The sequence below is a fragment of the Limnobacter sp. UBA7229 genome (assembly GCF_002473065.1).
Lineage (GTDB): Bacteria > Pseudomonadota > Gammaproteobacteria > Burkholderiales > Burkholderiaceae_B > Limnobacter > Limnobacter profundi.
Map to the genome: position 1 here is coordinate 18,404 of NZ_DKTN01000020.1, position 15,494 is coordinate 33,897.

General features: G+C 54.1%; 12 protein-coding genes. 7 read left to right on the forward strand and 5 right to left on the reverse strand.

Features of this window, described 5'->3' with window-relative positions:
• Window positions 1-39 precede the first annotated feature (39 nt).
• On the reverse strand, window positions 40-1,518 hold the full coding sequence (pyk, locus tag B4C79_RS10920) for a pyruvate kinase (protein WP_008251539.1): 1,479 nt from the start codon (window positions 1,516-1,518) through the stop codon (window positions 40-42).
• Complete coding sequence (locus B4C79_RS10925) at window positions 1,518-2,699, reverse strand: phosphoglycerate kinase (protein ID WP_008251541.1); 1,182 nt, start codon at window positions 2,697-2,699, stop codon at window positions 1,518-1,520. The genes pyk and B4C79_RS10925 overlap by 1 nt, the downstream gene beginning before the upstream one ends.
• Window positions 2,700-2,788: 89 nt before the next feature.
• On the opposite strand from B4C79_RS10925, the gene B4C79_RS15885 reads away from it, so the two are divergent.
• On the forward strand, window positions 2,789-3,343 hold the full coding sequence (locus tag B4C79_RS15885; protein ID WP_363608923.1) for a rhomboid family intramembrane serine protease: 555 nt from the start codon (window positions 2,789-2,791) through the stop codon (window positions 3,341-3,343).
• Here the strand turns inward: B4C79_RS15885 and B4C79_RS10930 are convergent.
• The 3 genes from B4C79_RS10930 to tkt form a co-directional block, all read right to left on the reverse strand.
• A complete protein-coding gene (locus B4C79_RS10930) occupies window positions 3,297-5,288 on the reverse strand; it encodes a S8 family peptidase (protein WP_291752288.1) in 1,992 nt (663 codons plus the stop codon). The genes B4C79_RS15885 and B4C79_RS10930 overlap by 47 nt on opposite strands.
• A gap of 263 nt (window positions 5,289-5,551) precedes the next feature.
• The gene (gap, locus tag B4C79_RS10935; protein WP_008251545.1) at window positions 5,552-6,562 is read right to left on the reverse strand and encodes a type I glyceraldehyde-3-phosphate dehydrogenase; all 1,011 of its coding nucleotides are present in this window, start codon (window positions 6,560-6,562) and stop codon (window positions 5,552-5,554) included.
• Window positions 6,563-6,588: 26 nt separating this feature from the next.
• A complete protein-coding gene (tkt, locus tag B4C79_RS10940) occupies window positions 6,589-8,589 on the reverse strand; it encodes a transketolase (RefSeq protein ID WP_291762611.1) in 2,001 nt (666 codons plus the stop codon).
• Between the two features lie 137 nt (window positions 8,590-8,726).
• Here tkt and B4C79_RS10945 point away from each other — a divergent pair, with 137 nt between their 5' ends.
• The 6 genes from B4C79_RS10945 to B4C79_RS10970 all read left to right on the forward strand — a co-directional run bounded on the left by B4C79_RS10945 (window position 8,727) and on the right by B4C79_RS10970 (window position 15,493).
• Complete coding sequence (locus tag B4C79_RS10945; RefSeq protein ID WP_291739529.1) at window positions 8,727-9,503, forward strand: 16S rRNA (uracil(1498)-N(3))-methyltransferase; 777 nt, start codon at window positions 8,727-8,729, stop codon at window positions 9,501-9,503.
• A gap of 18 nt (window positions 9,504-9,521) precedes the next feature.
• A complete protein-coding gene (locus tag B4C79_RS10950; protein ID WP_008251552.1) occupies window positions 9,522-11,012 on the forward strand; it encodes an NAD-dependent succinate-semialdehyde dehydrogenase in 1,491 nt (496 codons plus the stop codon).
• 78 nt (window positions 11,013-11,090) lie between these two features.
• On the forward strand, window positions 11,091-12,017 hold the full coding sequence (gene glyQ, locus B4C79_RS10955; RefSeq protein WP_008251553.1) for a glycine--tRNA ligase subunit alpha: 927 nt from the start codon (window positions 11,091-11,093) through the stop codon (window positions 12,015-12,017).
• Window positions 12,018-12,022: 5 nt separating this feature from the next.
• On the forward strand, window positions 12,023-14,107 hold the full coding sequence (glyS, locus tag B4C79_RS10960) for a glycine--tRNA ligase subunit beta (RefSeq protein WP_008251554.1): 2,085 nt from the start codon (window positions 12,023-12,025) through the stop codon (window positions 14,105-14,107).
• A 27-nt stretch (window positions 14,108-14,134) separates the two neighbouring features.
• Window positions 14,135-14,698, forward strand: a complete 564-nt coding sequence (gene gmhB, locus B4C79_RS10965) for a D-glycero-beta-D-manno-heptose 1,7-bisphosphate 7-phosphatase (RefSeq protein WP_008251555.1) — start codon at window positions 14,135-14,137, stop codon at window positions 14,696-14,698.
• Window positions 14,699-14,725: 27 nt separating this feature from the next.
• Window positions 14,726-15,493: a lysophospholipid acyltransferase family protein gene (locus tag B4C79_RS10970; protein ID WP_040513369.1), complete on the forward strand. Its 768-nt coding sequence runs from the start codon at window positions 14,726-14,728 to the stop codon at window positions 15,491-15,493.
• Window position 15,494 lies beyond the last annotated feature (1 nt).

Here is a 15,494-nt window from a genome sequence, read left to right on the forward strand (position 1 = left end):
TTCAAAGTCTCCGAAAAATAAAATTAGTCAAATAACTGGTTAATTCAGCAGGCCAATGTGTTCGCCAACGCGAACTATTTTCATGGTGTTGGTTCCACCCGATTTACCAATTGGCTCACCGATGGTGATCACGATCAAGTCACCCAACTCAACCACTTTGGCATCCAGCAAAGCCTGCTCCGATTTCGCCAGCAACACTTCACGGTCTTCTGTTTCGTACTGCATCATGACCGTGCGCACATCGCGATACATTGACAAGCGACGGCGGGTTTTTTCCTCGGGTGTGAGTGCAAAAATTGGAACGCCACTGTTCAACCGCGACATCCACAATGCTGTTGACCCGGACTGGGTCAGTGCGGCAATCGCCTTCACCTCAAGGTGGTGCGCAGTAAACAAAGCAGCCATGGCAATCGACTGGTCAACACGCTTGAATTTGCGGTTCAGGAAATCAGTGTCCAGGCTGATGGTGGCTGACTTTTCTGCCTCAACGCACACTCGGGCCATGGCCACGATGGTTTCCACAGGAAACTTGCCTGCAGCGGTTTCGGCCGACAACATTACAGCATCGGTTCCATCGAGCACTGCATTGGCCACGTCCGACACTTCAGCGCGAGTGGGCACAGGGCTTTCAATCATGCTTTCCATCATTTGCGTGGCCGTAATGGTCAACTTGTTGGCTTCCCGGGCTGCGCGAATCAGGCGCTTTTGGGCTGCAGGTACAGCGGCATCACCAATCTCAACTGCCAAATCACCACGCGCCACCATCAAACCGTCGCAAGAGCGAATCAAGTCATCCAGATTCTCCAAAGCCTCGCAACGCTCAATCTTGGCGATCATCATGGCGTGGCCACCTGCTGCGCGAGTCAGTTCTCGAGCCATGTACATGTCTGCGCCGCTTTTTGGAAAGCTGACCGCAATGTAGTCTGCCTCGAAAGCCACCGCGGTGCGAATGTCCTCCATGTCTTTAGATGTCAGCGCAGGCGCAGAAAGGCCACCGCCCAATTTGTTGATGCCCTTTCGGTTTTTAAGCACACCACCCACTTCAGTTTCGCATTGGATTTGACTAGGGGTTACTTTTTTGACCTTCAGTACAATTTTGCCGTCATCGAGCAACAGGGTGTCCCCTGTTTTCACATCATTCACCAGCTCGGGATAATCCAACCCAACGCGCTCATCATCGCCTGAATCACACTTGGCTTCCAGCACAAAGGGCTGACCATTGACGAGGTTGGTGGACCCATTTGCAAACACACCAATTCGAATTTTAGGCCCTTGTAAATCGGCCATCACAGCGATGTCTCGCTTCAAACGGGCTGCGATTTCACGCACTGTTTTGACCCGGTCAATGTGCTCTTGGGCTGTGCCATGAGAGAAGTTGACACGCACTACATTCATGCCCGCAGCGATCATTCGCTCAAGAACTGCGGGATCAGTGGATGCCGGCCCCAAAGTGGCCACGATTTTGGTTTGACGGGGTACGTACACGTTGGGCACCAATTTGCTCCCTGAGTTGGCCATCAAGCCGCTCTCTGTTGAAGAATTTCCACGGCTGGCAGGGTTTTACCCTCCAGAAATTCAAGGAATGCACCGCCACCGGTGGAAATATAACTGACCTGATCACCGATGTTGTACTTGGAAATCGCAGCCAAGGTATCGCCGCCACCGGCAATCGAAAAGGCCTTGGAATTTGCAATGGCCATGGCCAGGCGCTCAGTGCCTTTGCCAAACTGGTCGAACTCGAACACTCCCACAGGGCCGTTCCACACAATGGTGCCGGCTTTGTCCAAAATGGCAGCCAGTTCCTCGGCTGTGTTAGGGCCAATATCGAAAATCATGTCATCTGCGGCCACATCAGCCACCTTTTTACTGGTGGCATAAGCTGTCGGGGAAAACTCTTTGCCCACCACCACATCACTGGGAATTGGCACGGCAGCGCCACGGGCTTTCATGTTGTCGATAATTGTTTTGGCCTCATTGACCAGGTCGTGTTCAGCCAGCGACTTTCCGATGGGCAAACCCAGCGCAGCCATAAATGTGTTGGCAATACCGCCGCCCACAATCAATTGGTCTACTTTGTTGGCCAAGCTGTTCAGAATGGTCAGTTTGGTTGATACCTTCGAACCCGCAACAATGGCCACCATTGGGCGCTTGGGTGCTGAAAGTGCTGCGCCCAAGGCGTCCAGCTCAGCCGCCAGAAGCGGACCTGCACATGCCACTGGCGCATATTGGGCTGCGCCGTGCGTAGTGGCCTCCGCGCGGTGGGCGGTACCAAAGGCATCATTAACATAGATGTCACAGAGCGCAGCAATTTTTTGTGCCAGTTCAGGGTTGTTCTTTTTCTCGCCTTTGTTGAATCGGCAATTTTCCAGCAGCAATACTTCACCTGCTTTCACGTCCACGCCATTCACCCAGTCTTTCACCAGACGCACAGGGCGACCCAACAATTCACCCAGGCGCGCCGCCACAGGCGCCAAACTCAGCTTCTCGTCGTACTCACCCTCGGTAGGACGACCGAAATGGCTGGTCAACAGCAAAGCAGCATTGTTACTCAAACAGTATTCAATGCCCGGCAAGGAGGCACGAATGCGGGTGTCTTCCGTGATGTTGCCATTTGCATCCACTGGCACGTTAAAATCGACGCGGATCAACACGCGTTTGTTGGATACGTTTTGGTCGGTCAGGCGCAGGAAACGCAACATTGCTGTTCAACTCTCAAGGAAGGTTATTGGAAACAATCCGGAATTATAACGCCCCCAGCCCACTTTTCCTCGGGGTTGCCTACTCCTTTGTGATTGGAATATTGGCAATTGCAGGGCAAGTTTTTATACCCGACTTTGCCCGGCAAGGGCTTGATTTAATTGACTCATTCTTCATTTACGTTCTGGTAGCTCAGTTTACCCATTTAGGTTGGGTTCACCTAAGCCTGAACCTGGCAGGTTTGACGATTGTAGCCTGGGGATTTTCGAACCACCGCAGCCACAGAGAATGGCTGTTTGTACAGCTACTTTCCCTGCTGTGGCTCGCTTTTTATTTAAGCTGGATTGAGCCTGTTCAATGGTATTGCGGTTTAAGCGGCGCCCTGCATTTTCAATTCGCAGCCTGCCTTCTGCTTGCGCTGCACAGAACCCAAAACAAACTTGCCCTTGCCTGGCCGTTGTGGGTGCTTGCTGCCGGGCTTATTGCAAAACTGATACTTGAATGGAATTCAGGCCCCACCACCGATTCTCTGGTGGGAGGCCCGATTGCTTTCGAGGCGCACAGGGGAGGTGCCTTGGGTGGTGTTTTGTTTGGACTGGCTATGATTGGGCGGTCATTGAGGTTGAAGCAGAACCCAACTTCCTGAACAGCCCAGCCAGTAGAGTGAAGAGCAACAAACCTGGCAAGGTAGTCGCACCCCCGCCACCGCCGCCGCCACCTGCAGAAACTGCCGAGCTGGAGCCCGAACCATTGTCGGTGGTGGGCGTGGTAGTGCCGCCGGAGCTGGCGTTGGCTACCGATGAGGGCGAGCTTCCATCATCACCACTGGCCACGACTCGCAGGGCGGTAAAACTGCTGTGAGCCTCACCAACAGAATCGGTTACGGTGAGCTGAAACACCAGGTCAGAACTTGATGTTGGGGCTGGCAAGTCCACGTCGGCCGAGGTTTGGGTGCCACTCATTAGCTGCTCACCCGACACCTGCGTCCAGGAGTACGATGCGATACTGCGCCCTGCCGTCACACTGCTGGCCGAACCGCGCAAGCGAACCGGGTTTAAGCCAGTGGCGCTTTCCTGATATCCACTGGTGCCCAAGCCGTTGGCTGAAGCGGAGGCGTTAGCGACAGGACGCGTGCCTTTCACAGCAGATACCGCTGCAAAGGCATCCAGCATGCCAGTGCCACACAATGCGGTGGTGCAATTGCAGCTGCCTGAACCCTGATTGGCCGTGCAAGTGCTGCTTCTGGGGCTTAGAAAACCTGAAGTGCTGCCCAAAATTTGGCTACGCAATTGGGCGGTGCTGAGCGCAGGGTTGATTGCACGCATTAACCCGGCCGTGGCCGCCACCAAAGGCGCAGCAAACGAGGTTCCGGTTTTGCTGACCAAACTGGCCGAAGCCGGTGTGGTAGTACCTGAATTGCCCAAGCCCACCAAGCCATTGCTAAAACCGCCAGGCGCCATCAGGCTTACTGCCGTACCAATTGCGCTGTAACTGGCGCGGCTGCCATCGCGGTCTAAAGCCCCCACTGAAAGAACATTGTTGCAATTGGCCGGCGAGTCAACCGAACCACCGCTGTTCCCCGCGGCAGCTACCACCAAAGTACCCGCTGCATTCACCCGATCCACCACTGTTTGCTCAAACGAAGTACAAGTAGTGGGACTCCCCAGGCTCAGGTTGATTACATCGGCTGGGTTAGGATTGCGCGGAATTCCGGGTACATCAAGGCCGGCAGACCACAGCATGGCGTCCAGTACATCTGACAGCAAGCCACCACATTTTCCCAGCACACGAACCGGCAACACCTTCACATTCCAGTCGGCTCCGGCCACGTCAGAGTCGCTGTGGGTATTCGCAGCGATTTGACCAGCAACAAAAGTGCCATGCCAGCTTGAATTCTTGACACTACAGCCCGAGAATGCCGAGGTTTGCGCATCAGCACTGCTGATCCAGTTACCGGGGTCTGCTGCATTGGCATCGCGACCGTTGCCGTCATTGGCCGTGGGTACGTCAGAGACAAAGTCGTAACCACTGAGCAATCGCCCCATCAAATCCGGGGTTTCGAAAACCACACCTGTGTCCAGCACAGCCACCACTACATCCGCACTACCACGCACGATATCCCAAGCCTGATCAAACTTGGCACCCGCTGTGTTGAACGTTGAACGAAGGGCCCACTGGTTGGCAAAGGTTGGATCATTGGGCGTTGCAAAGGCGCGCACTGGACGATCTTCAATGGCAAATTCAACTTCGGGATCACTGACCAGCCTGTTCAGCATGGATTGCTGATCACCTGCACGCACGCTGCTGCCCCAACGCATCACATGAGTACCCACCGAACCTGCGCGCAACCAGGTGGCATCCACATTGTTTCTCGCCATCACATCGGCAAGAAATTCACCTTCTTTTTCCAGGCGGCGCAGGGACGGCGCACTGCTTAGCTCAACCGAGTTCTTCAATTTGACAATGAATTGAGCACCGCCACTTTGAGCATGGGCAGGTGCAATCAATACAATCCAAAGCATGAACAAAACGCTGGTGACCAGCACACGCAGGGGCGTCAGTTTTTGCTTTTTGGGTCGGAAGGTCAACATGGCAGTACTCGCTTATCACAATGGGTTCAGGTTACCCAGCGAGGTGTGCAATCAATTTGTTGAATAGAAAGCAGAACGGAGCCTACTTCTCAGCCACCTCGCCGAAGCCCGACGAATACCGCTTTAACGGCATGAAACAAGGCTTTTCGCATGACCAATAGGGGTAGGGAGACCCACAAAAGGGGGAGGTTTTTTTGAGGAATACAAGGCGAAAAAAAACCGGACTCAAGGCCCGGTTTTTTCATTCACTACACGCTGGGAAATTACTTGGCGTTCATCAGTGCAACTGTGGTGTCCAACATGCGGTTGGAGAAGCCCCACTCGTTGTCATACCAGCTGGATACCTTCACCAGCTTGCCGCTGACTTTGGTCAAGGTGGCATCAAATGCGCTGGAAGCCGGGTTGTGGTTGAAGTCGATGGACACCAACGGTGCCTCGTTGTACTCCAACACGCCCTTCAACGGGCCTTCTGCCGCAGCCTTCAAAATGCTGTTCACTTCTTCAACGGTGGTGTCGCGCTTGGCAATGAACGACAAATCAACCATGGACACATTGATGGTGGGCACGCGAACTGCGTAACCATCAAGCTTGCCGTTCAATTCCGGCAATACCAAACCAACCGCAGCGGCCGCACCGGTTTTGGTGGGGATCATGCTCATGGTGGCAGAGCGCGCGCGGCGCAGGTCTTCATGGTAAACATCGGTCAACACCTGATCGTTGGTGTAGGCATGAATGGTGGTCATCAAGCCTGTTTCCAGACCAATCGCATCGTTCAATGGCTTGACCAATGGGGCCAAACAGTTGGTGGTGCAAGAGGCATTGGAAATCACGGTGTCGGTGCTTTTCAATACATTGTGGTTGACACCAAATACGACTGTGGCGTCAACGTCTTTACCGCCAGGCGCGGAAATAATCACTTTCTTGGCACCGCCTTTCAGGTGGGCAGATGCTTTTTCCTTGGAGGTGAAAAAACCGGTGCATTCCATCACCACGTCTACACCCAGTTCGCCCCATGGCAATTCAGCGGGATTACGGTTGGCCAAAACCTTGATTTTGTCGCCATTCACAACCATGTAATCGCCATCCACGCTCACGGTACCGGGGAAACGGCCGTGGGCTGTGTCGTACTGGGTCAGGTGGGCGTTGGTTTTGGGATCACCCAAATCATTGATCGCCACGATTTGAATGTCGTGTTTTTTGCCGCCTTCATAGTGGGCACGCAGTACGTTTCGGCCGATGCGGCCATAGCCGTTGATCGCTACGCGAATGGTCATGACAAATCTCCTTGAAAGTAAATCAGTTATTTCTGTACCAAAGCCAATGCGGCCTCGGTGAATTTCTCGGTGGTCAGCCCGAAGTGCTTGAACAAGGCGCCTGCTGGTGCTGATTCACCAAACGTGCTCATACCCAGCACCGTGCCTTTCACCCCAGCCTGCGCAATGTACTTGTACCAGCTGTCGGTCATACCCGCTTCGATGACTGCGATTGGGGCTGTTCCAAGCACTTCGGCTTTATAGGCTGCTGCTTGACGATCAAATACATTGGTTGAAGGCATGGACACCACACGCGCTGCGATACCTTTCTCAGCCAAAGCTTTCTGCGTATTCATGGCGATTTCGATTTCCGAACCTGTGGCAATCAAGGTAACCTTGGCGTCGGCCACATCGACCAATACATAACCGCCTTTGACGATCGAGTTCAATACCGATTCAGAGCGCGCCAGGAATGGCAGGTTTTGGCGGCTGAACAACAAGCTGCTGGGGCCGTCTTTGCGCATGACCGCACTATTCCAGGCAGCCATGGATTCCACTGAATCAGCGGGACGCCACACGTCCATGTTCGGCAGCAAACGCAAGGTTGCAGCATGCTCAACTGGCTGGTGGGTGGGGCCGTCTTCACCCAAACCGATTGAGTCGTGGGTAAACACAAAAATATTGCGCTTCTTCATCAATGCAGCCATGCGCAGCGCATTGCGGCTGTAATCCGAGAAGGTCAGGAAAGTAGCGCCAAAAGGAATGTAACCGCCATGAAGGGCCACACCGTTCAGGGCGGCGCTCATGCCGAACTCTCGTACACCCCAATTAATGTGGTTACCGGCTGTGAAGCCTTCGGTGTTGCGGCGAACAGCCACGCATTTGGGCCAGTTGGTCAGATTAGAACCAGTGAGGTCAGCAGAGCCGCCCAGCAGTTCAGGCAATTCAGCAGCCAACAGCGTAATTGCATTTTGGCTGGCTTTGCGGGTGGCAATTGTTTCACCCTTGGCGGCCACTTCAGCCAGCAAACGGGCAGCAGTCTGTTCAAACTGGGCAGGCAAATCACCCGCCATCCGGCGCTTGAACTCTGCGGCCTTGGCCGGAAATTTGGCGCTGTAAGCCTCAAATAGTTTGTCCCAGGCCGACTGGCGTGCAGCGCCTTCAACCTGCGCGTCCCAGGCGTTGTAAACCTCGGCGGGAATCTCGAAAGGCGCATGCTCCCAGCCAATGGCGGCACGGGTAGCGGCAATTTCAGCCTCGCCCAGTGGGGCGCCATGCACTTTGTCAGTGCCAGCCAAATTGGGCGAACCTTCACCAATATTTGTTTTGCAGCAAATCAGGGTTGGGCCCTTGTCCAAGGCAGCGTTTTGTTTGGCTTGGGCAATTGCGGCATCCACGGCGTCTACATCATGGCCATTCACATTCGGAATCACGTTCCAGCCGTAGGCTTCAAAACGCTTGGGCGTGTTGTCGGCAAACCAGTGCTCTACTTCACCGTCAATGGAAATGCCATTGTCGTCATACATCACGATGAGCTTGGACAGGCCCAAGGTACCGGCCAGCGAACAGGCCTCGTGAGAAATACCTTCCATCAGGCAACCATCGCCTAGGAACACGTAGGTGTTGTGGTCAACGACAGGGAAACCCGCTTCATTGAATTCAGCAGCCAACAGCTTCTCGGCCAAAGCCAAACCAACCGCGTTCGCAATACCCTGCCCCAATGGGCCGGTGGTGGTTTCAACTCCGGGGGTAATGTCAACCTCAGGGTGGCCTGGTGTTTTAGAATGCAGCTGACGGAAATTTTTCAGTTCCTCAATCGGCAGGTCATAGCCGGTCAGGTGCAGCAGCGCGTAAATCAGCATGGAACCGTGACCGTTGGACAACACGAAGCGATCACGATCAGCCCACAACGGGTTCTGAGGATTGTGCTTCAGGTGGCGGGCCCACAAGGCCACAGCGATTTCGGCCATGCCCATTGGCATGCCAGGGTGCCCGGATTTGGCGGCTTGAACTGCATCCATGGCGAGCGCGCGAATCGCGTTGGCCATGTTCTTTGACGAAGAGGACATAGGTATGGGGATTGAGGGTTATGCCTGTGGCAAAGTTGGAAAAAAATGAATTTTATCAAAGCTATTCCAATAAAGCGCCCCTTCGCGGACAAACCATTGAATAAAGACAGGGAAACATGAAACACGACAAAGGCAAGCGCTTACCACGCTTCTTGCTAGAACACTGCAATAGCGTGGGCCAAGTGCTTGATCTGTCAGACGACTTGATGCACTACGCCTCCCGGGTTTTGCGCCTGCGAGAAGGAGAGGCGCTGCGCGTATGGAACGGAAAGGGCTGTGAGTACCACGCCACAATTCACTATGCGTCGAAAAAACTGGCTCAAATTCAGGTCGGCGAGCAACTGGCCCTGCGAAACACCGAGCTAAATCGACCAGTGCACGTGCTTCAGGCATTGCCAGAAGGCGACAAAATGGATTGGGTACTCGAAAAATGCACAGAATTGGGCGTAGCTGGCTTTCACCCGGTTCAAGCCCAGCGCAGCGTGGTTAAACTGGAAGGGGAACGGGCGAACAAGCGGCAAGCCCACTGGGAACGGGTCGTGTTGGCAGCAAGCCTGCAAAGTGAACGGGGGCAAATGGCCCAGGTTGAACCGGTCCGAACGCTTTCCGCTGCACTTGAACACGTCGCGCTCACATGGCCCAACGCCCATGTACTTTGGTTTACACCGCAGGCTGAACTGGCATTGAGAAAGTGGACGCCCCAAGCTAACCCTGGGGAACCTTTGATCATTTGCGTAGGGCCTGAGGGTGGATGGTCACCTGAAGAGACTGATGCTGCCACGCAACTTGGCGCCTTGCCCCTGAATTTTTCGCAGCGCGTGTTGCGAACTGAAACATTTGCAGTCGCCTGTACAGCGCAGCTAACAGCCCTGCTAAACCTTGAAGCACACTGAACAACGAGAGAAACGGACATGAGCAGTACCCAAAGCAAAACAATGAACCATCAATTCAAGTTCAAAAACCCCAGCCTGTTGCAAACCAATCCGTTTGTATACGGCAGCTTTCATGAATGCGAAACCGACTTCGAAGTGGACAATCCGTCCACTGGGCAAACCATTGCGCAGGTTGGCAATACGTCCATTGCGCTGACCCATGACGCAATTCTGTGCGCGGAAAAAGCACTGAGCAGCTGGCGCAACACCACCGCCAAAAGTCGGGCGCAAATTTTGCGCAAGTGGTTTGACCTGATTATTGACAACGCCGACGACCTGGCTTTCTTGATGACCCTGGAACAAGGCAAACCACTTGCTGAGGCCAAAGGCGAGGTCATTTACGGTGCAAGCTTTGTGGAGTGGTTTGCTGAACAAGCCAAACGCATTGAAGGCAGCGTGCTGGAATCGCCCCAATTGGGTCGCGAATTGTTGGTGCTTAAACAGGGTATCGGCGTGTGCGCTGCCATTACACCCTGGAATTTTCCGATCGCCATGATTACCCGCAAAGTAGCACCTGCGCTGGCTGCGGGCTGCACCGTGGTTATCAAACCTGCAGAACAAACCCCGCTCAGCGCGCTGGCGCTGGCCGAACTGTCCCGCCAGGCGGGTATCCCCGCGGGCGTGCTGAACGTGATCACTGGCGACTCCAGCCGTTCTGTCGAGATCGGCAAAGTGTTGTGCGAAAGTGAGGTGGTCCGCAAACTGACCTTCACCGGCAGCACCGAGGTGGGCCGCATCCTGATGCAACAATGTGCGCCAACCATCAAGAAATTAAGCCTTGAACTGGGCGGCCATGCGCCATTTATTGTTTTTGAAGACGCAGATCTGGACAAGGCAGTGGAAGGCTTGGTGGCCTCCAAGTTTCGCAATGCTGGCCAAACCTGCGTGTGCACCAACCGTATTTATGTTCAACGCAGCGTGCAACAGGCTTTTGCCGAGAAACTGCTTGCCAAAGTGGCCAAACTGGAAGTGGGCGATGGCCTGAAAACCAAAGCCAGCATTGGCCCCATGATCGACGAGCAGGCAGTCGTCAAAGTTCAAAAGCATGTGGACGATGCCCTGAGCAAAGGCGCCAAACTTCTTCATGGCGGCAAGCCTCACGAACTGGGTGGCCGTTTTTTCCAGCCAACCCTGATCGACAACGCCGACCATCGCATGCTGGTGGCTCAGGAAGAAACATTTGGGCCACTTGCTGCCATTTTTCCGTTTGACACCGAAGAACAGGCCGTCAATTACGCCAACAATACGCCTTACGGCCTTGCCGCCTACTTCTATACCGAGAACTCGGCACGCACGTTCCGCGTAAGTCGCGCACTGGAATACGGCATGGTGGGAATCAATGTGGGCGTTTTCTCCAACGAGGTGGGTCCTTTTGGCGGGGTTAAGCAGTCAGGACTGGGTCGGGAAGGCTCGGTGTGGGGCATTGAGGAATTCCTGGAAATGAAGTACCTGTGCATTGGCACGCTCTAAGCTCGACAGCCCCGGTAACCATTACAATACGGGGCAATCAATGACCAAAAAATTGAATCAAGAAGGACACAGGCGCACATGCAAAAGAAACCGCTGACGTTTCAACAGGCCATTCTGACCCTGCAAAACTATTGGGACCAACAAGGTTGCGCCCTGTTGCAACCCTTCGACATGGAAGTGGGCGCTGGCACCAGCCACACCGCCACTTTTTTGCGCGCCTTGGGCCCTGAACCCTGGAATGCCGCCTACGTTCAGCCCTCGCGCCGTCCCAAAGACGGCCGCTACGGTGAAAACCCCAACCGCATGCAGCACTACTACCAGTTTCAGGTTGTGTTGAAGCCATCGCCAGAAAACATCATTGACCTGTACCTGGGCAGTCTGGAAGCCCTTGGCATTGACACCCAACAAAACGACATTCGGTTTGTGGAAGACAACTGGGAAAACCCAACCCTGGGTGCCTGGGGTTTGGGTTGGGAAGTGTGGTTGAACGGCATGGAAGTGACCCAGTTCACTTACTTTCAGCAAGTGGGCGGCCTGGACTGTTCGCCAATTTTGGGCGAAATCACCTACGGCATTGAACGCCTGACCATGTACCTGCAAGGCAAGGAAAATGTTTACGATCTGGTGTGGACCGAGCGCGAAGAAAAAGGCGTCAAGAAAGTGCTCACCTACGGCGATGTGTTCCACCAAAACGAAGTGGAGCAATCCACTTACAACTTTGAACACAGCAATGCAGACATGTTGTTCCGCCATTTTGGCGAGTACGAGACTGAGGCCAAACATTTGATCGAAGTTGGCCTGGCCTTGCCCGCTTACGAAATGATTCTGAAAGCTGCACACACGTTCAACCTGCTGGATGCCCGTGGTGCCATTTCCGTGACAGAGCGTGCGGCTTACATCGGCCGAATCCGCAATTTGTCGCGTGCAGTGGCACAGGCCTATTTCGATTCCCGCGAGAAGCTGGGCTTTCCCATGTGCAACACCCCCAACTCACAAGCCGCTTGATACACATGAATTCAACATTACTGGTAGAGCTGTTCACCGAAGAGCTCCCACCCAAAGCGTTACAAACACTGGGCAACGCGTTCGCCGAACTGCTGAGCAAAACACTGCGCGATGAAGGCCACCTCGCGGACAACAGCGCGGTGGAAGCTTTTGCCAGCCCACGCCGACTGGCATGCCGCATCACCAACGTGGCTGCGGTCAGCCCTGAGAAAAAAATTCAGGAACGCCTGCTGCCTGTAAAAATTGGTCTGGATGCCAACGGACAGCCCACCCCACCCTTGCAGAAAAAACTGGATTCACTGGGACTGGGCGCCATTGCTGTGGATCAACTGGAAACCATCAGCGATGGCAAACAGGATGTGCTGCACATTTCGCGCACCCAGGCAGGCAAGGCGCTTGAAGATTCGCTGACCAAAGCCCTGGATACTGCCACCACCAAACTGCCCATTCCCAAGGTGATGAGTTACCAGCGCCCAGATGGCAGCACGGTGCATTTTGTGCGCCCCGCCCACCGCCTGGTTTGCCTGCACGGTGACAAGGTAGTACCCGCGCAGGTATTGGGACTGGAGAGTGACCGAATTACACTGGGCCACCGCTTCCTGAGCCAGGGTGTGCTGAATATTGCCAGCGCCGACAGCTACGAGACACAACTTGAAACCGAAGGCAAAGTCATCGCCAGTTTCACGAAACGCAAGGCAGCCATTGTGAAATCACTGGCTGAACAAGCGGCTGGAGACAAGGTGGTACAACCCGAAGATTTGATCGACGAAGTGTGTGCACTGGTTGAATGGCCAGTGGTGTACGAAGCCGGCTTCGAAAAAGAATTTCTCGAAGTGCCGCAAGAGTGCCTGATTTTGACCATGCAGGCCAACCAGAAGTATTTCGCGATCACCGATCAAAACGGCAAGATGAAAAACCGCTTCTTGCTGGTTTCAAACCTGCTTACATCGACCCCGCAGTTGATCACAACCGGCAATGAACGCGTGTTGCGCGCGCGCTTGGCGGATGCCAAATTCTTTTTCGATCAAGATCGTAAAAAAACCCTGGAAAGCCGCCTGCCCGGCCTGGCCAATGTGGTGTACCACAACAAACTGGGCACCCAGAAGGACCGCAACGGTCGTTTGGTTGAGCTCGCCGCCGCCTTGGCACCCCTTTGTGGTGCCGATGTTGAACTGGCCAAACGCGCTGCCCTGCTTTGCAAGGCTGACCTGCTCACTGACATGGTGGGTGAATTCCCCGAGCTTCAAGGCAATATGGGCGAGCACTACGCGCACCACGACGGCGAACATGCGGATGTGGCACAGGCGATTGCAGACCATTACAGCCCCCGTTTTGCCGGTGACCAACTGCCACGCAACCCAGTTGGCTTGGCGGCAGCATTGGCCGACAAGCTTGAAACCATGGTAGGTATTTATGGCATTGGGCTGATTCCCACTGGCGACAAAGACCCGTTTGCCTTGCGCCGCCATGCCCTGGGTGTGATCCGCATGGTGATTGAGAAAAACCTGAAGCTGGATTTGATCGACGCATTGAACAAGGCCAGCAGCCTGTTCTCCGCATTCCCTGATTTCAAGCAAAGCGTAGAGGGCCTTGCCGGCTTTATCCAAGACCGCTTGCGCGGGTATCTGAAAGACCAAGGCTACACCACCGCAGAAGTTGAATCAGTACTCAGTCAAAACCCGAGCCAGTTCGCCGACCTGCCCAAACGCCTTGAAGCCGTGCGCGCATTCTCGCAATTGCCTGAATCGCAAGCCCTGGCAGCGGCCAACAAGCGCATCACCAACATACTGAAAAAGACCGAAGTGGGTTCTTCTGACGTGGATGCCAGCCTGTTACAGGTAGACGCCGAAAAGGCGCTGGCTGCGCAAGTCAAAGAAGTGGAGCCACATGCCACCCGGGCGTTCGAACAGGGTGATTATCAACAGGCCCTGTTGGTATTGGCCCCACTGAAAGCCAATGTAGACGCCTTCTTTGAAAACGTCATGGTCATGGACAACAACGAAGCGCTGAAGAATAATCGCTTGGCATTGTTGAAACACATGCATGGCTTGATGAACCGCGTGGCCGATATTTCACAATTGGCCGCTTAAAGTCAGAACACAGAGCAAGGACAGTTCATGAAACTTATCGTGCTGGATCGGGATGGCGTCATCAATGAAGACTCGGACGAGTACATCAAGTCCGTGGATGAATGGATTCCCATTCCCGGCAGCATGGAAGCGATTGCTCGCTTGAACCGTGGCGGATTTCGCGTGGTCGTCGCCACCAATCAAAGTGGAATATCGCGCGGCATGTTTGATCTTGAAACGCTTTCAGCCATGCACAAAAAAATGCATGAACTGGCTGGCGTTGCTGGCGGGCACATTGAAGGAATTTTCTTTTGCCCCCACGGGCCGGACGACAAATGCAATTGTCGCAAACCCAAACCAGGTCTGTTCCAGGAAATTCAGGCACGCACCGGCTTTAACCTTGAGGGTGTGCCCTGCGTGGGCGACTCACTCAGGGACCTGCAAGCAGGTGCAAGCATGGGTTGCAACACATTCCTGGTTAAAACCGGCAAAGGCAAAAAAACACTGGAAAAAAGCAAAGACGAATTGCCCAAAGGTACTTTGGTGTTCGACAATCTGACTGCAGTCGCCGAACATTTGGTACCCGACGACCCTTTCGCAAACAATCGATAACAACTAAAACTCGTTCGGAGGCCCGTGGTGAGATCCTTCATTGGTTCTATCCTGTTTTTTGTCTACGTGGTGGTGTACACACCCATTCACGCAACGCTGTTGCTCTTGGTCTCCCCCTTCATTTCCATCCGCAACAGGTATGTGTTTGCCTGCTGGTGGAATGCACTGAACATCAAAATGTTGCGATTGTTGTGCAATATCCAGTACAACATTGAAGGCATGGAGCACCTGCCCAACACAGGCGCCATCATCCTGGCCAAGCACCAGTCAGCTTGGGAAACATTTGGTATTCCCGCAAACCTGTTACCGCGCCAGCTCTGCCTGGTGTACAAAAAAGAATTGCAATATGTGCCATTCTTCGGCTGGGCGTTGTGGGTGCTGCGCATGGTCCCAATCGACCGAAAAAATGGTGTTGAAGCATTCGAACAGGTAAAAACCATGGCCGGCAAGCGCATGAAAGAAGGCGCCTGGATGATGTTTTTCCCCGAGGGTACCCGCGTGCCTGTGGGCTACAAGCGCCGCTACAAAACTGGCGGCACCAGGCTGGCGGTTGCCACCGGCACACCGGTGGTGCCCGTGGCTCACGATGCGGGTGAATACTGGAAACGCAAGGGATTTTTCAAAAAAGCAGGAACAGTCACCTTGCGTTTTGGTCCACCCATATCCCCCGAGGGCCATGATGCAGAAAGCCTGATGAAAGTGGTTGAAGACTGGATTGAGGGTGAAATGCACAAGATCAGCCCGCACCGCTACACCAGCGCCGAAACCCCTTTGGTGGGCAAAGGCGACAGCTAAT